The following is a 25267-nucleotide window of genomic DNA, read 5'->3' as shown; positions in this document are numbered from 1 at the left end:
TTGTCCCAGCAGTACCGCCCGGGTCGCCCGGAAGACATCCCCACCCTCGACCAGCAGGCACTCCGTGACCGCTACCTCGTCGAGCAGCTCCTCACGCCAGGTGAGATCCGCGTCGTCGCGACGCACTTCGACCGCGTCGTCACCGTCGGCGCCGTCCCCACCGACAGCCCCCTCACGCTTCAGACCGTCGACGAGCTTCGCAGCGAGAACTTCCTCGACCGCCGCGAGCTCGGCATCGTCAACACGGGCGGCGCCGGCGCCGTCGTCGCCGACGGCGAGCGCTACGAGCTCGCGAAGACCGCCGTGCTCTACCTCGGCCGCGGCACCGTCGACGTCACCTTCGAGAGCAACGACGCCGCCGACCCCGCCAAGTTCTACGGCTTCAGCGCCCCCGCGCACACGGCCTACCCGAACACCCTCGTCACCCCCGAAGAGGGCACGATCCGCGAGCTCGGCGACCAGGTCACGTCGAACCGCCGCACGCTGCGCCAGTGCATCCACGAGAACGGCGTCAAGAGCTGCCAGATCGTCATGGGCGTCACGAGCCTCCACGCCGGCAGCATGTGGAACACCATGCCGGCGCACACCCACGACCGTCGCACCGAGGTGTACCACTACTTCGACCTCGAAGAGGACCAGCGGGTCGTGCACCTCATGGGCGACCCCAAGGAGACGCGCCACCTCATGGTCGCGAACGGCGACGTCGTGCTCTCCCCGAGCTGGTCGCTGCACTCGGGAGTAGGATCTTCCAGCTACTCGTTCGTGTGGGCGATGGCCGGCGAGAACCAGTCGTTCGACGACATGGACTCTGTCCCGATCACCGCGATGCGGTGACGACTCCAACAACGAGGGTGGTCAGGATGGACGACGCAGGCCAGTCGCCGACCCCGCCCGCGGGCGCAAGCGAGAAGACGCTGCTTGTGCTCGCGGCGGCCCTCGCGCATCCGCGCTTCACGGACATCGTCGCCGAAGCCGGACTCGCGAAGGCCACCGTCCACCGCATCCTGGGCACCCTCGTCGCGCAGCACTACCTCGGAGGCAACTCCGAGCAGGGCTACCGGGCCGGGCCCAACCTGCTCGCCCTCGCGGGCCGGGCGCTTGCGAGCGTCGACATCTCGCAGGTCGCGGGCCCCATCGTCGACGAGCTCGCCGCCTCCGTCGACTGCACCATCCACGTGGGCGTCGCGACGGAGAGCGAGATGGTCTACCTCATCCGCCGCGACTCGGCGAAGCCGTACCGCATGCGCTCGCGCGTCGGCCTCGGCGTGCCCCTGCACAGCTCCGGCATGGGCAAGGTCGTGCTCGCCGACTGGGCGCCCGAGCGAGTGGATGCGCTTGCGGAGCGCGTCGGCCTGCCCCGGCGCACCGACCTCACGATCACCGACCTCGGCCTGCTGCACGAGGAGCTCGCCCGCGTCCGCGAGCGCGGCTACTCGACGGACCTGGGCGAGAACGAGACGGGCACCGTGTGCGTCTCGGCACCCATCCGCGACCACACCGGCGCCGTGACGCACGGCCTCTCGGTGTCCTCGATCGAGCTCGAGTACCCGGGCCTCAGCATCGAAGCCCTCGCGCCTGCCGCGATCGCCGCAGCCGACCGCATCTCCCGCGAGCTCGGCGCCCCCGCGGCGTAGGCGATACGCAGGGTTGGTGCCTCGCCCCTTTCGGCGACCCCGCGTGGACGCGTGCGTGTCCAACTTGAGTGCAGAAAACGCGCCCAGCGCGCTTCAGCAGCCGGTTTCGGTCTTTATTGCACTGAAGTTGGACAGCGACGGCGCTGAACCAGTCGTTGAAACGGGCGCGCTGAGCGTCAGTCAGGGGCGATCGCGGCGTGCAGCGAGGCAGATCGACGAGTCCTGAACCGCCGGAGCCAGCGCGATGAGCACAACTCCGACCGACACCCATCCGGGGACGAGGCCGCTGCCGAACCCCCAGATCGCGCTCGACCAGGCCTCGACGCCGAGAACGCCGACCGCTACGACTGCGCCGAGCACGGACGCACGCACGCGCACGGGACCCGCATCGACCTGCGAGAGGAGCCCCCGCCAGGCGATGACGATGAGCACGCACACGACGGCCGGAACCGCACCCCAGAGCTGTCCCGCGGACAGCACTGCCGCCTCCGGCTGGATGCGTTGCACCAGAACGCCGAGGAGCGACCATCCGATCGCCAGAACTCCCGCGACGGTCAGCAACAGGCCCGCCGGTCCAGCAGTCCGTGTGGCCATAGATCCTCCGTCAGGTGTTCACCGCTAGGCGCACCATCGCGCGAGCAGTCTCTGACCGTCCTGCCGGGCGCCATGCCTCGAAAGAACAGCTGCACCCTTAGTGAGCTTAGGGAGAGCCTACGAGAAAGTTCCTGCCATCGACCTTCAAGTTCCGCCCTGTGCGGGAGTCGTCACCGCTCCCACTCACGATCGGCGCTCACTTGGCGACCGGATGCACTCGAGGGCGGACCGTAGAACTCGGCGGGGCATTCGCCGGACAGCACCTTGGTAACGCGGCCACGCTGGAGCACACTTCGAACGGCTCGCTCGGAGACTCGTGGGTTGGGGATGAGCAGCATCCTGACCCTAGCCGCAGCCCCCGCAAGAGTCTCCCCCTCGCACGCGATGATGGCGATAGCAACATATCCGAGATCAGGAGACACGGTCTTGGCGATGTGCAGCCGTGAGCTCGCGGGCGCCTCTGCGGCGAGGAGCCGCCAGGGCCGAGAGCCCGGTCCGTCCGGGAACGCGACGACCTCAACACGGTAGTCGAGGTCGTCCACACGCGCGCGGCGCTTCACCGGGCACCGGCGAGGGTGGACAGGTAGCTTCGCACCTCGTGGATGACGTCGGTGAGATCGCTCCGCCGCTCGTGCGCAAGGCTGTTGGCCAGCCAGAACTGGATGATCAGGCTGGCGCCGATCGTGTGCTCCTCGCTGATGCCCTCGTCGATCCCCTCAATGGAGGCGGCCAGCCCTCGCGAGCTTTGGGTCTGCCCTCCAGGATCCGAGGCGGCAGCGGCTTGAGTTTCGAGGACGTGCAGCATGACTTCGGCGGCTCGGAATACTTCCACGGGGAGATCGGGACTGGGCGGGACGTCATAGGTGGATTGAGGAGAACGTTCGCGCATCGGGGGTGCGACCTCCGTTGGTGGGTGCGCCGAGAATGAACGGGGGGGGGACCTCGGCGACTGGGCGGGCGACCTCAGCTGGGGTGCATCTGGAAGCGAACGATCTTCTGTCGCCTGGCAACGCAGCGAGCCCGTTCATCCTACGCGAATTTCACCTATTAAGGCGAATATGTTCCAAAGGCTTGCGTTGTTCAGCAAAGCCAAATATAGGCTCGCAGCAACCCGCGCTTGCGTCAAAACATGACCGGGGCTGCAACTTCGTGGCCTCAATGGTGAAAACCGAACACTCTTCGCCGCGAGCGCCTAGACTCGAGTGGAGAATAGGGCGTCACTGCGAGCGCAGCCATCTGCACGAACGTGCGTTCGGATGGTGGAACATTGTTGCAAATAGGGTTTGCTCAGGCGGAACTTTTAGGTCACTCTAGGAACTTCAATGCCCGGGGATTTGCCCACATTCTTTGAGCAATGTAGCTACGTCTTGAGAACTTTTCCGGCCAGTGAGGTAGGTACCGCGAGTTGTCTGACCATGAGCGCGTCGCGTTAGCGGATGGGGAAGCCGCAGCCTGGTTCCAGCGACGCGGATGGAACGTTCGGTCGAATTCCTCAGACTTCAGGCTCGTAGCAGACGTACGAACCTTTGATCACTTCGCCCTCATGAGGCTGTGGCACACACCGGCAACCCTCGAGTATTCGGGCGATGACTCTGACATCCCTCTGTTGACGACGACGGTCGGAGTTTCGGGGGTCCACTCCATCGAGGCTTCGGGCACCCACTTCGAGCTCGCCGCGAAGAGCATGCTCGTTCAGAGTCCAACAGGTGAGGTCAGGATGGATGCCGCCCAGGCCGTTTCCCGTATCGTCTGCATCACGCCAGCCTCACGGGTTGCCATCGATGCGCCGAAGTTCGCCTCAGATGCCCTCGTCGTCACGCCCGATGAGTACGACATCAACGTCTTGATCGCCACTGCGCTGGCTTCACTCAAGTCGGCGCCATCACTCTCTCCGCTGAGGGGCAGCCGCAGCAAGTGGCAGCGTGGGATCGAGTACCTGCTCGCAGCAACGCTGTCCACCGACCCAGACGATGACACCCTGGATGGGAACGCGTACGAGGACCTCCTGAGCGCGGCATTCATGATGGTGTCCGCGCGTCTGCGCGAGGTGACGTTCGGAGTTCGGCAGCTCGAGGAATCGCTGGGCATCTCCCACACGCACCTCAACCGAATCTTCCGTTCGATCGGCACAACCCCGGGAGCGTACATTCGCCGCGTTCGCGTGGCCCGCGCCCGGACTCTCCTTCCCTCCCTCAGACCTTCGAGCACTGATTGGCACCGCGCCGCTGAATCTGCTGGTTTCAGTTCCGTTCGAGCGTTGAAAGACGCCATGCGAGCCGTGGAGACCAGTGATGTGAGAGGCGTTTCGACCGACCGGGAGGCGGTCGAGACCGCGAAACCCTGACCTCAGACCGAGGCGCGTCCCATCCACCGGCGATACGTTGCGGGAATCGCACAAGGTGGTGGAGGTGAGCAGTGCATTCCTGCTCGGAGAACGGGGCGCGTGCCTTTCAGGACCATCTGCGGCAGCAGAATGTCGATCACGCCAGCTTCCATCGAGAGCTCTTGGACCTTCTGCGCCTGAACTCAGTTGAGCACATCGCGCAGGCATTGGAGCTCCCGGTGCCAGCACTCAGCATTCTCGCGAGGGTCGCCCGGCGCTCCCAACCAAAGGGTTCTCGCCCGGCACTGCTAGGACCCTACGGTATTGCTGCGGACTACTCGCGAGGGGGTATCCCGCTGCAACTTGTCGTGGAAGAGCTTCTGAGCCTGGACTATATCCACGACTCGTCGACGTGCACGGCGGAAAGCATCCAGCACCGGGGCGCGTATGAGTTCGCTGAGGTGACGCGTGCGTGGAACGACGGCCTGTTGGAAGAACCGACGTACCGGTACCTGGTCACTGCACGCGAGTCGCTGCACAACCGCCTCTCTGAGATGGGCGAGCCGGAGCGGTCATTTTCTGCGGCCGAAGCGTGGGTCGCGGCGTGTGAGTTCGCCGCCCATCGGCAGCTCCTTCCGCCCCCTCCGGACCAAGATCGGGGCTGAACGACTGGCTGGGCTGCGAAGCGTGCTCGGGACGGTCCGGCGCCACTGCACCCGCGGGTGCGCGGGTGCCGGGTCGGTGGGACCCCTGACCAACTTCAGTGCTCAGACGGCCGTTTCGCGCCAGTTCGGGCAGAAAGCGGCCGGATCAGCACTGAAGTTGGTCAGCGGCGGCGGAGAAGGTGGCGGCGGCGGCGCGACGGCGCGCCGGCGAAAGGGGCCCGGGGCGTCACATCGACGCCGCGGGCCCCTGCCGGTGTCCGGTCAGCCGCGGGCGTTCGACTCGCTGGAGGAGCCCCTGCGGTCCGAGGCCCCCTCAGCTATGTCCGCAGCCGGCCCGTCGACCGCGAACCCCGTCTTCCGGTCGATGCTGTCGGATGCCAGCTCCAGGTTGCGCTCCCCCTCGGCGCGCGCTTCGGCTTCCTCTTCGCCGTCGAGGCTCATGAGGTGCTCGACGTCGATGTCGTTGGGGTTGTCGAGCACTTCCTGGAGTCGCTCGCGGTCGAGCGCCTTCGTCCAGCGGGCGATGACGAGTGTGCCGATGCCGTTGCCGGTGAGGTTCGTGAGGGCACGGCCCTCCGACATGAATCGGTCGATGCCGACAATGAGCGCGAGCCCCACCATGGGGATGATGTGGTCGAACGCGGCGATGGATGCGGCGAGGGTCACGAGACCTGCGCCGGAGACGCCCGCTGCTCCGTTCGAGGAGATGAGCATGAACGCGAGGAGTGCGATCTGGGTGCCGATGGGCACATCCACCCCGAACGCCTGCGCGATGAAGATGGCGCCCATGGACATGTAGATGGCGGTGCCGTCGAGGTTGAACGAGTAGCCGGTCGGGATGGTGAGGCCGACGACGTGCTTGGGCACGCCGGCCGCCTCGAGCTTCGTCATCATGCGGGGCAGCACCGTCTCGGAGGAGGAGGTGCCGAGCACGATGAGGAGTTCGTCCTTGATGTAGCGGAGGTACTTGAAGATGCTGAAGCCAGCCCAGTGGCAGATGGGGCCGAGCACCAGGAAGACGAAGATGAGGCAGGTGAGCCAGAAGGAGCCCATGAAGAAGGCGAGGTTGCCGAGGATCTCGGCGCCGTGCTTGCCGATCGTGAAGGCGATGCCGCCGAAGGCACCGATGGGGGCGACCCACATGACGATCTTGATGATGCCGAACATGACCTTCGCGAGCGAGTCCATGGCGCGCACGACCTTCTCGCCACGCTTGCCGAGCATGGCGATCGCGATGGCGGTCAGGATGGCGAGCAGCAGCACCTGGAGGAGCTGGCCGTCGACGAACGCCGACATGAACGAGGTGGGGATGAGGCCGAGGATGAAGCCGGGCAGGCCCTCTCCCCCGGCGTCGCCCGCGTCGGCGATGGTGGCGTCGGCGGCCGATCCGTCGAAGCTCGCGACGTCGTAGTTCAGGCCGGCGCCCGGCTGGAAGACGTTGATGGCGATGAGGCCGAGGCCCAGGGCGACGACGGTGGTGATGTTGAAGTAGACGGCGGTGCGCAGGGCGAGGCCGCCCGCTTTCGCGAGGTTGCCGAGACCAGCGATGCCGACGACGACGGTCGCGAAGATGGTCGGCGCGATGACGACCTTGACCAGGTTGATGAAGAGCGTCGCGAGCCAGCGCAGCTCGGAGGCGAAGGCCGGGAAGATCAGGCCGACGGCGACGCCGAGCGCGATGCCGACCAGCACCCACACGTAGAGGTGGTGCCAGAACGGTTTCTTCTTCTTGACGGGAGGGGTGCTGCCTGCTGCCCGACTTGGTGAGCTCGGGGTGGTCTTGACCGCTTTGCCCTTGTCGGGGCTCGAGTCGTGTGTCACGGTGTTCTCCTTTGAACTCCAGCGTGTGCGTCATCGGTGACGGCTCGTCTTCCAAGGGTGGGCGCCCACAAGCCAGGAGCCCAGGGGCTCGGCGCATCCTTAAGGTGTTCTTGACATTCGGTCGCGGATGCCCGCTTGTTAGGCTCGAACCGTGGCGTTTGCACCGTGGATGTCGTCGGTTGAGCTGCCAGCAGGCGGCCTCACGCGGCGAGCGTTCCTGGGAGGCGCGGCGGCCACGCTGTCTTCGCTTGCGCTCACGGCGTGCGCCTCGCCGAAGCCTTCCGGGCAGGTGCTGACGCTCGCGACCGGCCCAGAGGGGGCGGTGTTCCGGGAGATCGGGGCGGCCTACGCCGACGCGGTGAACGCCTCGTGGCCGGCCGGCGAGATGCTGGTGCGCGACACCGCCTCGTCGCTCGAGAACGCGCAGCTGCTGAGCTCGGGCGAGGTGGATGCGGCGCTCATCAACGTCGATGTCGCTGCGGAGTTCGGGGGCGAGATCGTAGCGCTTGCGCGTGTCTTCGATTCGGTGCTGCACCTCGTGGTTCCGGAGGACTCGGACATCACCGACCTGCGGGGCCTGCATGGCAAGACCATCGCGGGGGGACTCGAGCTGTCTGGCACCCGCTTCACGACGTCGGCGATCCTGGACGAGTTGGGCGTCGAGGCGGACTACGTGAGCCTTTCGCAGGCCGATTCCGTGGCGGCGCTCGCGGGCGGCGCGGTCGAGGCGGCGGCGAGCCTCACGGGCATGCCCACCCCTGCGATCAGCGAGATCGGCGCCGGGCAGCGGGTGCGCTTCATCGACGTCGGCGCGAACGCGGAGCATCTCATCGACCGCTTCTCGCTCGTGTACTTCCCGGTCACGATCCCGTCGACGATGTACGAGGGCCTGCAGGCGGCGACGACGCTCGCGGTGCCGACGGTGCTCGCGGTGAGGCCTGGCATGGCGGATTCGCTGGCCGAGTTCCTCACCGCCTGCCTGTTCGAGAACTCGGATGCGTTGTCGCACGTGCGCCCTGAGGCGGGACAGATCAACCCTCGGACGGGCGCGGGGACGACTCCCATCGCGCTGCATCCCGGGGCCGCCGGCTGGTTCACGGCGAACAAGCCATAGGGGCCACTCGCCAGCAACCGGTGACAACTGTGTACACAACGTCTACTCTTGACACATGGACTCCGTAACGCGTGAGATCAGCACCCGAGAACTTCGCGAGCAGCTCTCCGACGTGCTCGGTCGGGCCATGTATGCCGGTGAACGGGTGGGAGTGACTCGGAACGGCAAGCTCGCCGCAGTCGTCGTCAGCGTCGCGGACCTCGAAGCTCTGGAGTCGTTCGAGATGCATGGCGATGTTGAGTCGTATCGCCATGCGAAAGCGGCAGATGATGGCGACCGGGTTTCCCTCGATGAGCTTCGCGGTGAGCTCGGCGCGTGACCTACCGCGTCGAGTTCACCTCGGCCGCCGCAAAACAGGTCCGCAAACTGACTCGCCCAGTCCAACTGCGCGTGCTGGATGCGATCCAGTCGCTGTCGGAAACACCACGCCCGCAAGGGGCTCGCAAGCTGGTGGGCGAGGAGACCGCGTGGCGAGTTCGCATCGGCGACTACCGCGTCATCTACGACATCTACGACGAGGAACTCGTCATCACAATCGTGCGTGCCGCGCACCGTCGCGAGGTCTATCGCTAGCAGATGCTCCGCTCGGCTAGGACTGAGATTCCGCCAGGGGCACCGCGGCTTCGACGCGGAGGCCGCCGCCGGGCGCATCCGCGAGCGTCAGCCCGCCCCCGATATCTCGCAGGGCTTGCGCGACGATGCTCAGGCCGAGGCCGGTTCCCGGCAGGTTGCTGGTGCGGGGTGAGCGCCAGAAGCGCTGCGTGGCATGCTCGCGGTCGTCAGATGCGAGCCCGATGCCGTTGTCGTCGACCGTGACCACGTAGCTGCGCGAGCCGATGTCCGGCCTGCCAGCGACACGCACCTCGGTGCCGCCGGAGAGCTTGATGGCGTTGGTGACGAGCTCGCTCACGACGGCGTCGAGGCCGCCGGCCGGCTCCTGCACTTCCAGCGTCTCCCCCTGGAGGTGCACGGTCTGCACGGCGATGCCGGCTCGCGCTCCGGCTTCTGCCCACCGGAACGCCGCCCCGGCGAGCGCGTCGCCGATCGCCGCGATGCGCGGCGGCCGGCTCTGGAACTGGGTCGCGTCGAGCAGTCCCGCGACGGTGCCGGTCATGCGGTCGATGGTCTCGATGGCTTCGGCGTGCACCTCTCGGGCTTCGACGTCGTCGCGGAGGTACGGCTCGAGGTTCTCGACCGAGATGCGCGTGGAGGCGAGGGGCGTGCGCAGCTGGTGCGACGCATCCGACACGAACTCCTGCTGCCTCGTGACGGTCGCGGAGACGGTGCCGACCATGGAGTTGAAGGTGGACGCGAGGAGCCGCAGTTCGCTCGGGCCCGCGTCGGTGCCGGCCTTCGCGTCGAGGTCGCCGCGCGCGACGGCGTCGACGGAGCGTTCGAGTTCTTGCACGGGGCGGAGGATCCACCGAGACATGGGCCAGAGCAGCCAGAAGGCGACGGCGCCGGGAACGAGCAGCCCTGCGGCGAGGATGAGCCATTCGGTCAGGATCGTGGCGCGGGCCGTTTCGGTGGGCACGTCGAAGACGAGGGCGCCGACGACCTGCGAGTCGCGGCCGACTGGGGCGACGATCGTGAGCCGCTCTGGCCCCCACGGCCAGACGGTGGTGGTGATGTCGGGCGATTGCCCGGAGAGGGCGGCGTCCACGAGCGCGAGGTCGGCGTCGTCGACCGCGTAGGGCAGGCCCGCCGAGTGGATGATCTGCCCGTCGCGGTTGAGGAGCCAGGTGGGGGTGTCGAAGAGCTCGGCGTAGTCGTCGAGCTCGGCCTGGAGGCGGACGGGATCGGTGCCGATGGCCGTGTAGGCGGCGGTCGAGAAGCGGGCGGCATCGTTGAGGCGGTCGTTGGTGAGCTCCGCCGAGTGGCGGTCGGCGATCGTGACGGCGGTGGGCACGGCGATCATGATGAGCAGCAGCACGAGCAGCGGGACGGCGCACAGCACGAGTCGCCGGTGCATCAGGTGGGCCCGTCCGGGTTGGCGGGTGCCGTCAGGCTGTAGCCGACGCCCCGGAGGGTGGTGATGGTGACGGTGTCGCCGAGCTTGCTGCGCAGTGTGGCCATGTGGGTGTCGAGCGAGCGGGTGCCGGTCTCGACGCTGCTCTCCCAGACGCGGTCGAGGAGGTCCTCGCGCGTCACCGGCTGTCCTGCCCGCGCCGCGAGGAGCCGGAGGATCTCGAACTCCTTCTGCGTGAGCGCCTGAGCGGTGGGGGTGGCGCCGTCATCTGGGGTGATGGTCGCGGTGCGCGTCTCGGTGTCGAGGCGCAGCATCCCGACTTCGATGACGGAAGACTCGGGGATGCTCGTGGAGCGGCGCATCTCGCGGGTGCGCCGAGCGAGGCCTTCGATGCGGACGAGCAGCTCGGCGACGCTGAAGGGCTTGGTGACGTAGTCGTCGGCGCCGGCGCGGAGCCCCGCGATGCGGTCCTGCTCGCGGCCGTGCGCGCTGACGACGATGATGCCGACGGCCGGATGTTGGCGCAGCTTCGCGATGATCTGCGTGCCGAGCCCGTCGGGGAGGGACATGTCGACGAGTGCCAGCTCGGGCACTTCGTCGCGGATGCAGGCGAGGGCTTCTGCGACGTCGGCGGCCCGCGTGACGCGATGTCCGGCGTGCTTGAGAGCGCGGCTCAGCCCCCTTGCCAACTGGTCGTCGTCTTCGCAGAGCAGCACGCGCATGGGGTCGAGTTTATTTGACGCGTCTCTCGGGGGTCGGTGGCACTCTCCGGGCCACTGGCCTCGTGAGCCAGAGCCAGCCGGTGAGGGCGAGCCCCCAGAGGAGGAAGAGCGGGTCCCAGAGGAGGGCGTGCCCGATCATGGCATCCCGGTCGTAGCCGCCTTCGGGCACGAGTACCCCGAGCAGCACGGCGCCGCTCGCGACGATGTTGACGAGCCCGTAGAGCACGATGCCGGGGCCGCCCACCCAGCAGATGGCGCGCCACACTCTCGGCCACGGCATCCGCTGCGCGTCGAGAGCGACGGGAATGAGGGCGGCGAGCAGCTTGACCAGCGCGACGGTGCCCAGCAGGAGGCCGGACTCCAGTGGTTCTCGCCTCGAGAACTCGACGGCGATCGCCCCGATGGTCGACAGCAGCCAGGTTCCGCCGAGCGCCCAGGAGGCGCTGAAGGCGGCGTGCACGACGCCGATGACGGCAGCGGCCAGCACGAGGATGCGTGCGGCGTTGCGCGAGCGGCGGGTGCGGGTGCGGGTGTCTTCGCGCATCCGCGCCCCTACTCCCCCGGTGTCTGGCCGGGCTGGTCCTCCAGGTAGACGAGCCCGTTGCCGTCTGGGTCTTCGAACGAGAACATGGGTGCAACGCTCTCCCAGCGCAGCACTTCGGCGTTGTGGAGCTCGACGCCGCTGGCCTTGATCCGGTCGTGTGCCTCCTGCGCGTCGGTGGTGCCGAGGCGCACGGCGATGGGGATCTCGCTGTCGTGCGGGAGCAGGACGATGCCGACGCTCGAGCCAGGCGGGAGCACCTCGACGTAGCGGGCGCCTGGCCATGCTTCGACGTCCATGACGAGCTCGCAGCCGAGCACGTCCGTGTAGAAGGCGAGCGCCGCGTCCACGTCGGAGACGGGAACCGAGACGCTGAGCACGCGTGTTGTCTTTGCCATGGGTCAAGTCCACCGCGAGGTGAACGACGACGCCAGTGGTTGCCGTGGATGCGCAGGAAGTTCGGTGGGGCGGACCGGCCGGCCTCGAGTCGATCAGCGGCAGACGAAGCCCGCAGGCCTGCCGCCCCGACAGCTGGTGGATGCTCCGGGCGCGGCGGGCCTGCGGGCCTCGTGTTCTCGCCGTCTGCTAGCTGTTCGTCTTCGCGGAGCGCTTCCGCACGACGAGTGCGGTCAGACCGGTCGCGAGCAGCGCGAATGCGGCGAGGATGCCAGCGCCGACGTTCTCGGCGCCGGTTGTCGCGAGCGCGTCCGAGCCGTTGTCGGCGTTGCCGCCGCCAGCGACCGGTGCGGTCGTCGACGTGGCGGAGGCGGAGGGCGTGGTCGTCGCCGAGGCGGTAGGCGCCGCAGTCGCGGACGCGGTGGGCTCCGTGGTGGCGGTGGGCGCCACCGTCGGGGCTGGGGTCACGGTGGGCTCGGCGGTGCCCGGCGTACTGGGCTCGGGCTGCTCGGCTCCTGCGTCGACGAGGCTGATGTTCCCGTCGGCGTCGACCTCGACCTGAGCTGCCATGGCGGCGGCCAGGTTGAGGCGCTGCCAGCTGCCTTCTGCGCCCTCATCGAGCGGGTAGCCGGAGTCGAGCGCGGTGAGCTCGAGCACCTGGCGGCGCTGCTCGGGCGTGAGGTCGGGGTGGCTCGTGATGAGCAGCGACTCGGCGTTCGCGGGGATCGTCACGGCTTCCCCGGCGGGCGCGATCTGCGGGAAGTCGTACGACATGCGCTGCTCGTAGAGCGCGAGGGCGTCGTCCTCGGAGAGGTACGGGGTGTCGGCTTCGATGCAGTCGGCGAGGGCGGCGCCGCATCCGGCCTCGAGCACGCCGCGCAGCTCGGCCTCGGCCTCGGCGAAGAGCTCACGGAACGCCGGGTCGCTCATGCGGCGCTCGACGATGTGCTGGCCCATCATGCGTCCGCTCATCACATCGAGCGGGTAGTGCGCTGCCATGACGATGCGGTTGTTCCCGGCTTCGGAGGTGCGGGCGAGGATCTGCGGGGCGAGCTCTGGCAGCATCATCGAGAGCGACGTGCCCTGCCAGTACGCCTGCGAGGTGTGACCGCTGGGGTAGGCGCCGCTCGTGGAGTCCCAGGCGTCGCCGCCCTCCTTGTCGCGGTATTGGAGCAGCTCGGGGAAGCGGATGTAAGGGCGGTCGTAGTCGAAGTAGTTCTTCGACGGGTTCGACGAGGAGTAGTAGCCGACGAGGCCGCCGCTCTTCGCGAGGAGTGCGTCGATCTTCGGGAGCTCGCCCGCGAGGCGCGCCTCGGTGTAGATCGCACCGAGGTTCTCGCCGAGGCCGTCGGCCATGGAGACCGACATGTCGTCGTACTGGTCGACGATCGCGCGCTCGACCTGCTCGGGGGTGGTCGAGGTGTTGATGTCGACGGTCTGGCTGTCGTTGAGCGCGATGATGTCGGCGCGGTCGGTGACGAGCCAGGAGAACTGGTCCATGATCGGCACGTAGTCGTACTCGGCGTTCGACGGGTAGTCGTAGGCGAGCTGGTCGTCGGTGAACGGCTCGGCGGCGGATGCTGCCCCCGCGCCGAAGCCGGAGAGGAGCACCCCCAGCCCGGTCGTCACAGCGATGGTGGAAGCGAGGCGTCGTCGTGACGTCGTGATGCGCATGCGGGGTTCGGCCTAACGGTCGGGGGATGAACCCGGCGAGCGTAGAGGCCCGGGGAAATCAGCCGATGTCCACTAGGTGACCGGCTAGTGAACGAGGGCGCGGAGATCGGCGAGAAGCAGAACGGGGACCCGGCGCGTCCTGCGCGGGGTCCCCGTCTCGTGATCGTCTCGGCTCAGTCGGCGATCTGCGCCGCGAAGGACTGCAGCCAAGGGCGGAGCTCGGGGCCGAGCTTCGGGTCCTGGCTCGCGAGCTCGACGGTCGCCTTGATGTACTCGAGCTTGTTGCCGGTGTCGTAGCGGCGTCCGCCGTAGACGACGCCCACGACTCCGCCGAACGCCTCGGGGTCGCCGGCGAGCACCTCGAGGGCGTCGGTGAGCTGGATCTCCCCGCCGCGGCCGGGGGCTGTGCGCTCGAGGACCTCGAAGACCTCGGGGCGCAGCAGGTAGCGACCGATGACGGCGAGGTTCGAGGGTGCGTCTTCACGGGCAGGCTTCTCGACGAGCCCGGTCAGCTGGATCGTGTCGGGGCCGACGACGCCCTGTTCACGCGGGATGCTCGTGTCGTAGGCGGCGACTCCATACGCGGAGATCTGGTCGAGGTCGATCTCCTGGAGCGCGACGACGCTGGCGCCGGTCTGCTCGTGCACCTCGATCATGCGTTTGAGCAGGGATCCGCCGGAGGACATGATGTCGTCGCCGAGGAGCACGGCGAACGGCTCGTGGCCGATGTGCTGCTTGGCGCGCAGCACGGCGTGGCCGAGGCCGAGCGGGTCGCCCTGACGGAGGTAGTGCACGTCGGCGAGGTTGGTCGCGGCGTTCACGCGGGCGAGCTTCTCGTGCTCACCGCGAGCCGCGAGGAGCGTCTCGAGTTCGGCCACGCGGTCGAAGTGGTTCTCGAGCGACGCCTTGTGTCTGCCGGTGATCATGAGCACGTCGGAGAGGCCGGCCTCGACAGCCTCCTCCACGACGTACTGGATGGCGGGGCGGTCGACGACGGGGAGCATCTCTTTCGGGATGGCCTTCGTGGCAGGCAGGAAGCGAGTCCCGAGGCCTGCCGCGGGGATGACAGCCTTGGTTATTGGTGCGCGCATGGAGCTAGCGTATTGGAATTCGGTATCCAGGAGGTTTCGAAGCCCGGTCCGCGAGGTCCTGCGCGTTTCGCGGCAGGTCCGCTACTTCTGCGACTTCGTGGGCATCCGCCGCCCGAGGAACAAGGCAGCCCCGAGGAGCAGGCCGCTCCCGGCGAGGAAGATCGGCCAAGGGCCGCCTCCGTCGGTTCCGGTCGTCGCGAGGCCTGTTCCGCCATCCGTCGGTGCTGCGGTCGCCGCCGGCACGCCAGCGGTCGATGATGCGGACGGAGATCCAGGGGCCGCTGGTTGGGTCGCGGATTCGGATGGCACTGGATGCACGGTCGGCGTTGCCCACCAGGTGGGCTCGGGCTCGGTTTCGCCGGGCACCGGTTCCGTGGACTGGGTGGGAGGAGCCGTCTCCGGCGGGGCCGAGGCGGTCGGCGCCTGGGTTGAAGTGGGCGTGGCGGTCGCTGTCGTCGTCTCCGTCGGAACGGCCGTCTCCGTCGGGGCAGCCGTCTCGCTCGGAGGCGTCGTCTCGGTCGGAAGCGCCGTCTCAGTTGGAACAGCAGTCTCCGTCGGAAGCGCCGTCCCCGTCGGAACAGCAGTCTCCGTCGGAACCGGCGACTCGGTGGGGGCGGCCGTCTGGCACACCGCCGGCACCTCGGTTTCGCTGGGCGTCGGGGCAGCCGTGGGCGTCGGGGGCTCGGTGACCTCGTAGCCGAGGAAGGTGAAGGTGGGCAGGGACGCGAGGATGCAGTTGTCTTCCGCGTTCACGACGCTGATGTTGTAGTAGATGTCCCTGAAAGCGATGCCGGTGACCGTGTAGGTTCCGTCCGGGCCCGCGGGAGGCTCGAAGTGGGTGAACGCAATGCTGGTGAACAGGCCGTCTGCGTCCTTCGTCCGGGGAATCAGACCACGGTTGTACATCACGTACTCCTCGCCATCCGGACCTTCGAGGATGACCACCATGTCCTGGATCTCGCTGTCGTCTCGAGCCCGCCATTCGACGAGCACTTCCTGCTGACCCCAGATGATCTGAGGCGAGAGGAACCTCGCGGTCACGAACTCGGGAGGCGTGTTGTCAGGCCCCCCGATGTAGGTCACGTTGAAGGACGGCAGCGCGGTGAGCATCGCGTTGTCTGTCGCGTTGATCACCCGCGCGTTGTCGAACGAGTCGCGCAGCCGTGAACTCACCACTGTGTACTCGCTGATCCTCCAATACGGTCGATCGACCGTGAAGGTGACCGTTCCAGAGACGATGTCCCCGTCGACGCGGTCCGGCGCGGACCCCGCTGCCCGCTCGGACCCATCGGGAGTAGAGACGGTGAAGCCGACGCTCGCAACCCCGGCTGGGTCCCGTGCGGTGTAGTCGATGGTGAACTGGTCGCCCAGCACCAGGTCGCCAGGCGGGTCCATGGACACAGACAAGAGCTCGGGGCCGTCCTTGTCACCATTCCTGCCATCGACGTGGATCCTCGGGACATTCGCGACCGTGTCGTTGTCGCCGTGGTACGCGAAGAGGATGTTGCCTTCGACATCAACGAACCGGAAGACGGAGACGTACCAAGTGCGCGCACCCCAAGACGACCCGCCCACGACGAGCGAGTCCGTTCCGGAGACGATGTCCCCGTCCCGCGTGGTCGGCTCCGTGACGTCGAAGCCAACGTCCTGATAGTCCTGCTCCCCTCTCTTCGGGGTTACAGCTTGCAGGCTCACGTAAGAGGAGTCGATGTCCGCTTTGCTGCGAACGGTCCAGTTGAATCGGATCTCTTCGCCTCCCTTGACCTTGAGGGAGGACACGATCTCGAGGGAGAGCAGCTCGGGCTCCTCGCTGGCAACCTGCGCCACCAGGGCAGGCTCTGCCGCTGCGGGGGCTGCGGCGAGGCCTCCGACGAGGAGTCCGGCGAGCATCGCGCAGACAAGGGCGTGGAACTTCTTCATAGGGGCTCCAACGTCGGGGGATACCAGGAGCCTAGTGGATGAAGCGCTATTTGACGAACACACTTGAATTGCGGCCTCCACAACACAGAAACACGGCGACTAAACGGCCACACAAACAGTCCATTCAGCCACGGTTGCCACCCCGCATGAGAAGTATCCCTGACCCAAGCCCAAAGATCACGAATATCGAATACTGCATATACGTGTCGATTGCATCCACCATCGCCGGCAGTGTTCCCGCAACGCTAATCGCAAAGAGGTGAATGATACACAAGACAATCGAATTCACAACAGGATATTCTAGAAATTGCGCAGGCTTCCCAGTTGAGATGAGTGGGACCCAGCTCATCGCCAAGTAGATGAACCCAAGAACCCCAAGCACGAAAATTGGTTCGCACACTACTTTAAACCCGACCACGTTGAACTATGACGAGACTGCAACCGAAGCGACAGCAATAATCCAGATAAAGGGGCGTCGCAGCCACACCTCCACCACCGATCGGTGCTGCGCGCACCAGCGCCCCAGCGAAAATGACGTCGCCAGCTAACATCAAGCCGATCAGGCTCCAAAGCACGTATGGCCACGCGATCTTGCGTGCTTTACCCCCGAAGTACAGCGATGCCGACTTGGAGAGCGATCTGTGCAACAACATACCGGACAAGAACATGAGCGCCGGCATTCGGTAAGGCTCGACCACTTGGTTGAAGACATCAATTCCACGCGGATAAAAATCCCCGAAGTAGGCGACACCAGTACCAGCATGAAAGAGAACCACAAGCAGCATCGCGATCCCTCGCATCGCGTCCATCCACGATTCGCGCATGGTACCAACTTTCGTGCACGACAGGGCAGATTCTCGGGCGGTTGCTCGAGTCGGACGCTTTGGTCCGCAGCAGGTGGTGTGCGAAGCACCTCGCTTTGGAAACGAGCCTAAGAGATATATGGGCGAGAAATTTCCACGAGCACAGAATGCCGTCAGTCCAACTCTCGCGGGATGAGCCTCGCAGACGGCCCAGCCAGCAGAAGCGCAACGGCGGGGAAGGTAGGACCCAAGCCCGCACGCCCCTGATAATGTCATGCGGGCCGCTTGGTTCGCGCTACCAGCAGTTGGAGGCCACCAGACCATGACCGTTGCACCCGACGACGACGGAATCGGCGCGAAAGCTGTCCGCGGCATCGGATGGATCGTCCTCGAGCGATGGGCCTCGCGGTTCATCGCGCTCGGCGTCTTCGCGCTCCTGGCTCGGTTCATCGCACCGGGAGACTTCGGGCTCCTCGCCCTCTCCACGGTCTTCACCGCGATCCTGCAGGTGTTCGTCGACTCGAGCTTCAACAAGGTGCTCGTCCAGCGGCTCACCCTGGAACCCAAAGACGCGTCGACGACTTTCTGGACCAGCCTCGGCATCTCCGTCGTCATCTACGTCGCCCTCTTCTTCAGCGCGCCGCTCATCGCGCTCCTGCTCGGCGAACCGGAGCTTGGCGATGTCCTGCGTGTGCAGTCGATCGCGATCGTGCTCGCCGCACTGAGCAGCACCCCGGCGGCACTGCTCGAACGCGACTTCCACTTCAAGCAGCTCTCCATCCGCAAGCTCGCGGGCACGGTGGCCGGCGCCGGCGTCGCGGTCCCCATGGCGATCATGGGCTACGGCGTCTGGGCGCTCGTCGGGCAGGCCCTAGTGCAGAGCTTCGTCGGATTCGTGACGCTCTGGGCGGCCTCGCGCTGGCGTCCCAAGTTCGAGTTCTCCTGGACCTCGCTGCGCTCCATGGCCTCGATCGGTTTCAGCGTCCTCGGCGTGGAGCTGCTCAGCGCGACGCAGGCGAACATCGACAAGCTCGTCATCGGCGCTGCCATCAATCCCACCGCGCTCGGCTATTACTTCTTCGCGCAGCGGATCCTCACGATCACCTCGGAGCTCGTGACCTCGGTGGTCGGCCGCGTCTCGCTGACCACCTTCTCCCGAACACAGGGAGACGTCGCGAAGACCAACGTGGTCATGCGCAGCCTCACCTTCGCCTCGTCCGCAGTCGCGATCCCGGTCTTCCTCATCCTGGGGCTGCTCGCGCCGGACTTCATCCCCTACCTCTTCGGCGAGGAATGGGTGGCCTCGATTCCGGTGTTCCAGCTCCTGATCCCGTCGATCATCCTGGTTTCCGTGACCTACTTCGATGGAAGCGTGCTCATCGCAGCAGGTCGAGCGAAATCCGCCTTCGGACTCGCGCTCGCCCAGAACATCGTGGGCGTCATTCTGCTGTTCGTCGCCTTGCCGTTCGGCATCCAGGGGGTGGCGCTCTCCCGCAGCGTCCGCGTGATCCTGCTCTGGCCGCTGCGCCTCGTGCTGCTTGCGAAGCAGGCCTCGATCGCCATCGGCCCCTACATGGGGCAGCTCATCCGATGTACAATTGCCGCCGTCCCGATGGTCGCGTTGCTGCTGATCCTCGACCTGACACCGTGGGCTGCGGTTGAGCCCCGCGTCGTCGGGTACACCGTGCCAGCGGCCATCACCGCGTTCGCACTGTATCTCGGCGTCCTGTGGTTCGTCGCCGGTCGTGAGCAGCGGACGACGATCATCGGACTGGTACGAAAACTGCGTCGCCGGTCCGCGTGACATCCCCCCGCAGTGCTACGAGGAGTCACGTTCGAATGGTCTTTCGCACGCTGGTCAGACGCCAGAACCTGGCGCTGTCGACAAGTCTGCGTTCGGCAGCACACGACGCTGGCCTGAGCGACGTCTTCAACGTGTGCGTCCTCGAGCGCGACAACGCACTGCATGTCTCCTTCCGAGCGCTCGACGAGAGCGGCCAGAAGCCATTCCGGGCATATCTCGCCTCGGCCCCGGTCGGGAGCGACGACTGGACGGTCGTCGATCTCACCGCCCACGCAGGCTCGCACGGGGTCGCCCCGGTCGCCGACCCGAAGCTCTTCGCGACGAAGGACGGGGTGTTCGCGACCTTCAACACGGGATGGCCGAGCGGAGCTCAGAACGACATCTTCATCATGAGGGTCGCCCCCCTGCTGTCCGCACCGAGCCGGGTGCAGCTCGCCAACGCCGAACGGCAGCGCATCGAGAAGAACTGGGCGTTCCACCAGCTCTCCGACGGGGAGCTTGGAGGCATCTACAGCCTGCAACCGCTCATGACGCTCCTCCGCGTCGACGGGCAGGTTGGCGAGACGCCGGACATCACCTTCGAGCTCACTCGGCACGACGCCCAGTACCCGGTGAGGGTTCCCCGAGCGACCACCATCGGCTCTCAGCCCTGCCTGACCGCAGATGGCTCGCTCGTGCTCATGGCGCACGAGCGCTTCTCCATCCGGTCCAAGCGCGCCTACGTCGGACGTCCCGTGCGCATCTCTCGGCTCGACACGACGACACCGACGGTGGAGTTCTCGACGCACCGCCTGGTGCACTCGGTCGCAAGCGCACTCCCACGACGAGGCGTCCACAATCGCAATCTGCTGAGCGCAAGCTACTTCGCCGGGGCCGATGTCCTCGGGTCGACGGTTCGGCTCAGCTACGGAGTCAATGACGTGAAATTCGGCATCGCGGAAATCGAGGAGCAGGCACTGTGGCAGTAAAGACGTTCTACTGGGACCCGGTCGACCGGACCCGTCGTTTCTCGATCCCCCGACGAGGCAAGCTGCGGGTCGGCAACGCCGGCGACCTCTTCAATCGAGACCTCGTACGATTCCTCTACGACGCCGAGCCGGACAACCTGACCGACATCGGCGGGCGCCTGCTGCTCGTCGGTTCCGTCATCCATCGCGCGCTGCCTGGTGACATCGTGTGCGGGGTCGGGACGAAGGGGCGTGAGCTGCCTGCTGTGGCTGAGGGGCCTTCCGACATCCGCGCCGTGCGTGGCCCGCTGACGATGCGAGCCCTCGACGAAGCCGGGTACGACACCTCGAACGTCACGTCTCAGCTCGACCCCGGTCTCGCAGTCGAGTCCATCTACGCCAAGACCTGCTCCGAGACTCAGGCCGAGGCGGGTCGGGTCATCTTCATCCCCCACTACCGCGACCTGCCGCTCTTCCGCCGCCGCCGCGAGTTCTCCCTCGTCAGCATCGACTGCGAGCCTGAGGACCTGGTTCGCGAGATCCTCCGCGCGGAGTTCGTCTACACCTCGTCGCTCCACGGGCTGATCTTCGCGCATGCGCTCGGACGCCCCGTCAAGCTCGTGGCACCGGTCAACGGCGAGCCTGAACTCAAGTACCAGGACTACTTCGCATCAGTCGACCTCCCCTGGTCGACCCCCGTCTCCATCGACGAGGCCCTGCGCGAGCCTCGCCTCGGCTCCCCGGTCCACATTCAGAAGACCCTCGACGACTTCGCGTTCCCCACTCGAGCCGAACTCGTCGAACGCGGCATCGCATCCGCATCCTCCGCGTGACGGCGCGGCGCTGACCTGTGAGTATGAAGGAACCCGAAAGTCAGCAGAGCGCTGACGCACCGAGAAAGGAATTGGTTCGATGACCGAAGTCCTCCTGCCGATCCTCATCGTCGTCGCGACACTGATTGGCCTTCGCGTCACGGGAGCCACGACCACCGTCGCGCTTGTCGCGCTCGTGGGCCTTGCGCTCTTCCCACGCAGCCAGGTGTACCTGTTCGGGTTCGACCCGGTGCCGTTGTCCACGGTCAGCCTCTTCATCTGCGTCATCATCGCCATCTTCGCCAAGCCGCGGCTACCGATTCCTGTCGTCTTCATCCCGTTGGTGGCCTACCTGATCCTCATGGTGACCACCGGCTGGACGAATCCGCACGTCTCGGGAGACGCTCTAACACTCATCCTCGTCGCGATTCTCGCCTGGTTTGTCGGGACGTTCGTCGGACGGGCCGAGACAGCTCCTCATCTCGAACGTTGGCTTGCTTTCGCGATCCTCGCCATCCTCGGCTTCCAAGCGCTCATCGCGCTGGGCCAGAGCTTCGGCCTCTCCTGGTTCGCGGCCGTCTCTGAAGCTTCGATCCTCGAATCCGGACGCTCGGCGGGCACGGCTGGGCACCCCGGGAACCTGGGGAAGATCGTCATCTGCCTGACTGCGATCGCGCTGCCGCTGAGCACGTCCACCGACAAGGTCGTCGCTCGCGCAGCGACGTTCGCGATGCTCGCCGGCCTGCTGGGCGTGGGCCTCTCCGCGAGCCGCACGAACTTCATCGCGCTGATCGGCATGCTCGGTCTCTGGATCATTCTTCAGCGTGGCAAGGGCGTCATGAAGCGACGAATCTGGTTTGGCGGCGCGATCGCGCTCGTGGGCGCGCTCTCTCTCGATGCCATCCTCGCCCGCTTCCAGCAGGACCCACTCGGTGGAGAACGAGAGCACCTTCTTGCCGTCGCGCAGGAGCACATCGGTAGAAATCTCATGCTCGGCATCGGGCCAGGAAACTACATCACCTACTTCGGCCAGTTCGATGCGCTCACCGCCCGCGGGTGGCCCGTGCACAATGTGTTCTACTACATCACCGCGGAACAGGGCGTCGTAGGGGCACTACTCTTCTTCGGACCGATGGTTGCGCTGGTCATCAAGGGCCTCCGCGATTACAACAGGAAGAATCAGCACTCAGATTCTGGTTTGGCGCTCTTTACGCTAACCATGGCGATGGTTGTCGTCGGATTGACCGGATGGGGATTCGCGGGAGGTTTCGTCCTCCACATCTGGTTCTTCACATTCGGCTACTTCAGCGGGAAGCTCGCGAAGAAGCCCGTCGAACTGCCGCCGCCGGTCGCCGCCCTGCCGATCCGTCCCGCTGCCAAGGGTCTGCGCTTGCGCTGACGACTCCCTCCCAACGAACATTCCAGGAGAAGCCTGTGCTCAAGCACGTCCACGGTGTGCCCGCATTCATGTGGAACCCCCACCGGTACCGTCGTCTGCGACTCGCGGGTCGCATGTTCGGGCCCCGGAAGAACAACTTCGGTGACCTGATCGGCCCGCAGGTCGTCGCGCAGGTCGCCGAGTCCCGACTCGGCTCGGCCCCCCACCAGGCGGTGGACTCGACGCGAACGCTCTTCTCCGTCGGATCCGTCATGCACTTCGCCGGCGACAACGACGTGATCTGGGGAACCGGCGTCAACGGCAAGACGGTCGAGCAAGCCCACCGCTTCACTCGACTCGACGTGCGCGCTGTGCGGGGGCCACTCACCCGGGAATGGCTTCGCCGCGAGCGCGGCATCGACGCCCCCGAGGTCTACGGCGACCCGGCTCTGCTGCTGGGCGACCGATTGCGCGCGCGGCACCCGCTCCTCCCGTCCCGGCGCTTGAGCGTCATCCCGAACCTCAACGACGCGCGGGAGTACCGCAGCCACCCGGACTTCTTCAGCCCCAGGCGCTCCGTGGACGAGATCGCAGCCCGCATCGCCGGCAGCGAAGCACTCGTCACAAGCTCACTCCACGCACTCGTCTTCGCCGAGATGCTCGGCGTGCCGGTCGTGCTCATCGCCTCTCCCGTCGAGCCGGTCTTCAAGTACGAGGACTACTTCCGCGGCACTGGGAGGAGCAGTTGGACGATCGCCTCGAACCTCGACGAGGCTCTGCAGCTGCTTCCTGCCCGGACTGCCTCGACAGAGGCCCCGCTTGCCGCCTGGGACCCCGCGCCCCTCGAGGCAGCCTTCCCCACCGATCTGTGGACCACGGCGAGCTGAGGGCACTGAACATGTCGAGCGTTCCCCCGAAGCCCAGAGTGCTGATGTCCTACAACCGGCCGCCCGGAGGTGGGAACCCGTACACGGCATTTCTCGCACAAGCGCTCGCCGACGACGTCGACCTGCAGTTCTTCTCGTGGAAGACGGCGCTCATCGGACGCTGGGACATCTTCCACCTGCACTGGCCCGACGCTCTTGTCGTCGCCCCCTCCGCCGCGCGTGAGCTCCTGAAGTCCTTCCTCCTGGTCGCCCTGGTCCTGCGCATCCGGCTCACCCGCAAGACGCTGGTGTGGACGGTGCACAATCTCAAGCCCCACGAAGCAGGGCGGCGGACCACAGCGTTCGCGATCGACCTCCTGATCCGGGCCGTCGACGTGCGCATCTACCTCAACAGCTCAGAAGACAACGACCTCTCGCTGGGGGTCACCGTGCCCCACGGGGACTACGTCCCACTTCTGCGTCAGCACAAGGAGGGGGGCTGGGCGTCTCAGGAACGCGTGGTGCACCAGATCCTCCACTTCGGCCTCGTTCGCCCTTACAAGGGCATCGAGTCCCTCATCGAGAGCTACGAGCAGCAGCGGCTGCCTGGGTCGAGCCTGGTCATCCTCGGTGCCGCGAAGAACGCGCAGTACCGTCACACGATCCAGCAGCTCGCGGATGCGCATCCCGGCACGGCGTTCGATGCGCGCTTCGTCGAAGACCCCGAGCTTCTCGATCAGCTCGCCGAGAGCAGACTCGTGGTGCTCCCGTACCTCCAGATGTACAACTCGGGCGCCCTCATCTACGCGCTGAGCTTCGGGTGCCCCGTGCTCGCGCCGGTCAGCTCCTCCAACCTCGCGCTCCAGCGAGAGGTGGGGTCGGAACTCCTCACGCTCTACCAGGGACCACTCACGGGCGAGGTGCTGGAAGCCGCCTACCGGGATGCCCCGGCACGGCGCACGTCAGCCTCCGCCTTCTCCGAGCGTCGCTCGTGGGCGACCACCGGCCTCGCACACGTGCGCCTGTACCGGGCGCTGCGCGGAGCCCGAGCCGCCCGAGCCGCGGACATGCGTGCGCGGGTTGCCGCAGCAGTCGCCGCTCCGGATCAAGCCGCCTGAGGGCAGGCTCTCAGCCGGCCGCCAACTCCCGGAGGCGAGCGTCGACGCGTGCAACCGACCGCTCGATGGTGATCTCGCGTGCGTTCTCCACGAGGTGGTCCGAGAGCCGTCGCCGCAGCACCTCGTCGTCGAGGAGTCGTTCAACCGCGTCAACCCACAGCTCGACGGGCTCGCTCGGCAGCACGAAGGCATCCACGAGCACGGGGTCCGTGATGAGGAACGGTGCGGCACCGTAGTCCCGCGAGAGGATCACGGGGACGCCGTGCTGCGCGGCCTCGACCGCGCTCCTGCCGAACGCCTCACGGCTCGACGTGCCGAGGAAGGCCGTCGCTCCCTGCCAGAGGGCGGCCGGGTCAACCCAGCCGGAGATGTCGAGCGTCTCGGGCCGTGACTGCTCGAGCTCGCCCTGCAAGGGGCCAGCCCCGAACGCCTTGGCCAGCGCCCCCGTCCGGCGCACGATCTCAGCGAAGAAGAGTGGGCGCTTGTCGCGGTCGAGGCGACCGGCGAACACGAGGTGCCCGTCCCGTCCCAGTGACCCGTCAGCGATGCGCTCGACCGAGGGAACCCCAGCCGGCACGATCACCGGATCGACCGCAGAGCGGACTCCGTCGGCGAGCACCGTCGTCGTCGCCCAGACCTCGTCGGCTTTCCGCATGGCACGGGTCACGAGAACTCGCTGGAGCACTCGGCGCAGCGCCTTCGCCTCACCGTGCGCCGGCCACGGCAGTCCGCGGACGAACGAGACCCACGTGCTCGGCCGGTTGCTCCCCAGGCCGCTCACCGCGATGTCGCTCTGGCCGATCATCGTGATGACGACATCGGCCTCGCGGAACTCGGCACGGCTCAGCAGAAGCCGCCTGATCGCCGGGATCAGCTTCATGCCGTGCACGTCGATCGTGGTCTCGTGCACTCCGAGATCGCCCTGCGGCGGGGAGCCGAGTGCGCTCGGCCTCATGGCGATGATCCCGGACCAGTCGAGGCCGGCTTCCCGCGCGGCGGTCACGAGGTCGTAGGTGGAGCGGTAGACGCCGCTCCTCGTGGTGAGTGGGACGGAGACGATGCAGACCTTCATATC

Annotated in this window: 24 protein-coding genes; 12 read left to right on the top strand and 12 right to left on the bottom strand. The window is 66.7% G+C overall.

Translation table 11 applies throughout. The features are described 5' to 3' along the window. Together kduI and C5B99_RS03040 are read left to right on the top strand one after the other, a co-directional pair. The gene (gene kduI, locus C5B99_RS03045) at positions 1 to 834 is read left to right on the top strand and encodes a 5-dehydro-4-deoxy-D-glucuronate isomerase (protein ID WP_104240313.1); all 834 of its coding nucleotides are present in this window, start codon (positions 1 to 3) and stop codon (positions 832 to 834) included. 26 nt (positions 835 to 860) lie between these two features. Next, entirely contained in the window at positions 861 to 1634 is a 774-nt protein-coding gene (locus tag C5B99_RS03040; RefSeq protein ID WP_104240312.1) for an IclR family transcriptional regulator, read from the top strand. 180 nt (positions 1635 to 1814) lie between these two features. Here the strand turns inward: C5B99_RS03040 and C5B99_RS03035 are convergent, their stop codons facing one another. Further along, complete coding sequence (locus C5B99_RS03035; RefSeq protein WP_146081923.1) at positions 1815 to 2228, bottom strand: hypothetical protein; 414 nt, start codon at positions 2226 to 2228, stop codon at positions 1815 to 1817. 556 nt (positions 2229 to 2784) lie between these two features. Further along, positions 2785 to 3033, bottom strand: a complete 249-nt coding sequence (locus tag C5B99_RS03025) for a hypothetical protein (protein ID WP_104240309.1) — start codon at positions 3031 to 3033, stop codon at positions 2785 to 2787. 801 nt (positions 3034 to 3834) lie between these two features. On the opposite strand from C5B99_RS03025, the gene C5B99_RS03020 reads away from it, so the two are divergent. After that, complete coding sequence (locus tag C5B99_RS03020) at positions 3835 to 4572, top strand: helix-turn-helix domain-containing protein (protein WP_219819609.1); 738 nt, start codon at positions 3835 to 3837, stop codon at positions 4570 to 4572. A gap of 905 nt (positions 4573 to 5477) precedes the next feature. On the opposite strand, the gene dctA is transcribed toward C5B99_RS03020, so the two are convergent. Beyond that, entirely contained in the window at positions 5478 to 7037 is a 1560-nt protein-coding gene (gene dctA, locus C5B99_RS03010) for a C4-dicarboxylate transporter DctA (protein WP_104240307.1), read from the bottom strand. 151 nt (positions 7038 to 7188) lie between these two features. Here dctA and C5B99_RS03005 point away from each other — a divergent pair, with 151 nt between their 5' ends. From C5B99_RS03005 to C5B99_RS02995, 3 genes are read left to right on the top strand one after another with little or no spacing between them, the layout of a single operon-like run. Continuing rightward, entirely contained in the window at positions 7189 to 8151 is a 963-nt protein-coding gene (locus tag C5B99_RS03005) for a TAXI family TRAP transporter solute-binding subunit (RefSeq protein ID WP_146081920.1), read from the top strand. 55 nt (positions 8152 to 8206) lie between these two features. Then, complete coding sequence (locus C5B99_RS03000; RefSeq protein ID WP_104240305.1) at positions 8207 to 8470, top strand: type II toxin-antitoxin system Phd/YefM family antitoxin; 264 nt, start codon at positions 8207 to 8209, stop codon at positions 8468 to 8470. Next, positions 8467 to 8724 (top strand): type II toxin-antitoxin system RelE/ParE family toxin, encoded by a 258-nt coding sequence (locus tag C5B99_RS02995; protein WP_104240304.1) that lies wholly within the window; start codon positions 8467 to 8469, stop codon positions 8722 to 8724. The genes C5B99_RS03000 and C5B99_RS02995 overlap by 4 nt, the downstream gene beginning before the upstream one ends. Before the next feature lie 16 nt (positions 8725 to 8740). Here the strand turns inward: C5B99_RS02995 and C5B99_RS02990 are convergent, their stop codons facing one another. The 8 genes from C5B99_RS02990 to C5B99_RS19155 form a co-directional block, all read right to left on the bottom strand. Next, the gene (locus tag C5B99_RS02990) at positions 8741 to 10123 is read right to left on the bottom strand and encodes a HAMP domain-containing sensor histidine kinase (protein ID WP_104240303.1); all 1383 of its coding nucleotides are present in this window, start codon (positions 10121 to 10123) and stop codon (positions 8741 to 8743) included. Continuing rightward, entirely contained in the window at positions 10123 to 10842 is a 720-nt protein-coding gene (locus tag C5B99_RS02985; protein ID WP_104240302.1) for a response regulator transcription factor, read from the bottom strand. Before C5B99_RS02985 ends, C5B99_RS02990 begins: the two co-directional genes overlap by 1 nt. A gap of 10 nt (positions 10843 to 10852) precedes the next feature. Beyond that, positions 10853 to 11386, bottom strand: a complete 534-nt coding sequence (locus C5B99_RS02980) for a DUF3995 domain-containing protein (RefSeq protein ID WP_104240301.1) — start codon at positions 11384 to 11386, stop codon at positions 10853 to 10855. 8 nt (positions 11387 to 11394) lie between these two features. Next, complete coding sequence (locus tag C5B99_RS02975; RefSeq protein WP_104240300.1) at positions 11395 to 11781, bottom strand: VOC family protein; 387 nt, start codon at positions 11779 to 11781, stop codon at positions 11395 to 11397. Between the two features lie 187 nt (positions 11782 to 11968). Next, positions 11969 to 13453, bottom strand: coding sequence for a phosphatase PAP2 family protein (locus C5B99_RS02970; RefSeq protein WP_104240299.1), 1485 nt, complete (start codon positions 13451 to 13453; stop codon positions 11969 to 11971). 173 nt (positions 13454 to 13626) lie between these two features. Then, positions 13627 to 14544 carry a UTP--glucose-1-phosphate uridylyltransferase gene (locus tag C5B99_RS02965; RefSeq protein WP_104240298.1) on the bottom strand — a complete coding sequence of 306 codons (918 nt, stop codon included), beginning with the start codon at positions 14542 to 14544 and terminating at the stop codon, positions 13627 to 13629. Positions 14545 to 14625: 81 nt separating this feature from the next. Beyond that, the gene (locus C5B99_RS02960) at positions 14626 to 16464 is read right to left on the bottom strand and encodes a hypothetical protein (protein WP_104240297.1); all 1839 of its coding nucleotides are present in this window, start codon (positions 16462 to 16464) and stop codon (positions 14626 to 14628) included. 404 nt (positions 16465 to 16868) lie between these two features. Then, entirely contained in the window at positions 16869 to 17288 is a 420-nt protein-coding gene (locus C5B99_RS19155) for an acyltransferase family protein (RefSeq protein ID WP_181064922.1), read from the bottom strand. 301 nt (positions 17289 to 17589) lie between these two features. Here C5B99_RS19155 and C5B99_RS02950 point away from each other — a divergent pair, with 301 nt between their 5' ends. The 6 genes from C5B99_RS02950 (at position 17590) to C5B99_RS02930 (ending at position 24192) form a co-directional block, all read left to right on the top strand. After that, entirely contained in the window at positions 17590 to 19071 is a 1482-nt protein-coding gene (locus C5B99_RS02950; protein ID WP_181062866.1) for a lipopolysaccharide biosynthesis protein, read from the top strand. Positions 19072 to 19106: 35 nt separating this feature from the next. Continuing rightward, complete coding sequence (locus C5B99_RS02945; protein WP_104240295.1) at positions 19107 to 20039, top strand: hypothetical protein; 933 nt, start codon at positions 19107 to 19109, stop codon at positions 20037 to 20039. Next, positions 20030 to 20851, top strand: coding sequence for a polysaccharide pyruvyl transferase family protein (locus C5B99_RS02940; RefSeq protein WP_104240294.1), 822 nt, complete (start codon positions 20030 to 20032; stop codon positions 20849 to 20851). The genes C5B99_RS02945 and C5B99_RS02940 overlap by 10 nt, the downstream gene beginning before the upstream one ends. 79 nt (positions 20852 to 20930) lie before the next feature. Then, entirely contained in the window at positions 20931 to 22229 is a 1299-nt protein-coding gene (locus C5B99_RS19150; protein WP_181062865.1) for an O-antigen ligase, read from the top strand. A 35-nt stretch (positions 22230 to 22264) separates the two neighbouring features. Beyond that, complete coding sequence (locus C5B99_RS02935) at positions 22265 to 23095, top strand: polysaccharide pyruvyl transferase family protein (protein ID WP_181064921.1); 831 nt, start codon at positions 22265 to 22267, stop codon at positions 23093 to 23095. A gap of 11 nt (positions 23096 to 23106) precedes the next feature. Beyond that, positions 23107 to 24192 (top strand): hypothetical protein, encoded by a 1086-nt coding sequence (locus C5B99_RS02930; protein WP_146081277.1) that lies wholly within the window; start codon positions 23107 to 23109, stop codon positions 24190 to 24192. Between the two features lie 10 nt (positions 24193 to 24202). On the opposite strand, the gene C5B99_RS02925 is transcribed toward C5B99_RS02930, so the two are convergent. Next, positions 24203 to 25264 (bottom strand): glycosyltransferase family 4 protein, encoded by a 1062-nt coding sequence (locus C5B99_RS02925; RefSeq protein WP_104240291.1) that lies wholly within the window; start codon positions 25262 to 25264, stop codon positions 24203 to 24205. Positions 25265 to 25267 lie beyond the last annotated feature (3 nt).

The sequence above is a fragment of the Pseudoclavibacter sp. Z016 genome (assembly GCF_002931215.1).
Lineage (GTDB): Bacteria > Actinomycetota > Actinomycetes > Actinomycetales > Microbacteriaceae > Pseudoclavibacter.
Note: the sequence above shows the minus strand (reverse complement) of the source record. Positions and strands in the feature narration are given on the sequence as shown.

Bases quoted from the DNA above. Each gene is read 5' to 3' on its own strand.
- C5B99_RS03040 (WP_104240312.1), top strand. From the start codon at position 861: ATGGACGACGCAGGCCAGTCGCCGACCCCGCCCGCGGGCGCAAGCGAG.
- C5B99_RS03035 (WP_146081923.1), bottom strand. From the start codon at position 2,228: ATGGCCACACGGACTGCTGGACCGGCGGGCCTGTTGCTGACCGTCGCG.
- C5B99_RS03025 (WP_104240309.1), bottom strand. From the start codon at position 3,033: ATGCTGCACGTCCTCGAAACTCAAGCCGCTGCCGCCTCGGATCCTGGA.
- C5B99_RS03000 (WP_104240305.1), top strand. From the start codon at position 8,207: ATGGACTCCGTAACGCGTGAGATCAGCACCCGAGAACTTCGCGAGCAG.
- C5B99_RS02990 (WP_104240303.1), bottom strand. From the start codon at position 10,123: ATGCACCGGCGACTCGTGCTGTGCGCCGTCCCGCTGCTCGTGCTGCTG.
- C5B99_RS02985 (WP_104240302.1), bottom strand. From the start codon at position 10,842: ATGCGCGTGCTGCTCTGCGAAGACGACGACCAGTTGGCAAGGGGGCTG.
- C5B99_RS02980 (WP_104240301.1), bottom strand. From the start codon at position 11,386: ATGCGCGAAGACACCCGCACCCGCACCCGCCGCTCGCGCAACGCCGCA.
- C5B99_RS02975 (WP_104240300.1), bottom strand. From the start codon at position 11,781: ATGGCAAAGACAACACGCGTGCTCAGCGTCTCGGTTCCCGTCTCCGAC.
- C5B99_RS02970 (WP_104240299.1), bottom strand. From the start codon at position 13,453: ATGCGCATCACGACGTCACGACGACGCCTCGCTTCCACCATCGCTGTG.
- C5B99_RS02965 (WP_104240298.1), bottom strand. From the start codon at position 14,544: ATGCGCGCACCAATAACCAAGGCTGTCATCCCCGCGGCAGGCCTCGGG.
- C5B99_RS02960 (WP_104240297.1), bottom strand. From the start codon at position 16,464: ATGAAGAAGTTCCACGCCCTTGTCTGCGCGATGCTCGCCGGACTCCTC.
- C5B99_RS19155 (WP_181064922.1), bottom strand. From the start codon at position 17,288: ATGCGCGAATCGTGGATGGACGCGATGCGAGGGATCGCGATGCTGCTT.
- C5B99_RS02950 (WP_181062866.1), top strand. From the start codon at position 17,590: ATGACCGTTGCACCCGACGACGACGGAATCGGCGCGAAAGCTGTCCGC.
- C5B99_RS02945 (WP_104240295.1), top strand. From the start codon at position 19,107: ATGGTCTTTCGCACGCTGGTCAGACGCCAGAACCTGGCGCTGTCGACA.
- C5B99_RS19150 (WP_181062865.1), top strand. From the start codon at position 20,931: ATGACCGAAGTCCTCCTGCCGATCCTCATCGTCGTCGCGACACTGATT.
- C5B99_RS02930 (WP_146081277.1), top strand. From the start codon at position 23,107: ATGTCGAGCGTTCCCCCGAAGCCCAGAGTGCTGATGTCCTACAACCGG.
- C5B99_RS02925 (WP_104240291.1), bottom strand. From the start codon at position 25,264: ATGAAGGTCTGCATCGTCTCCGTCCCACTCACCACGAGGAGCGGCGTC.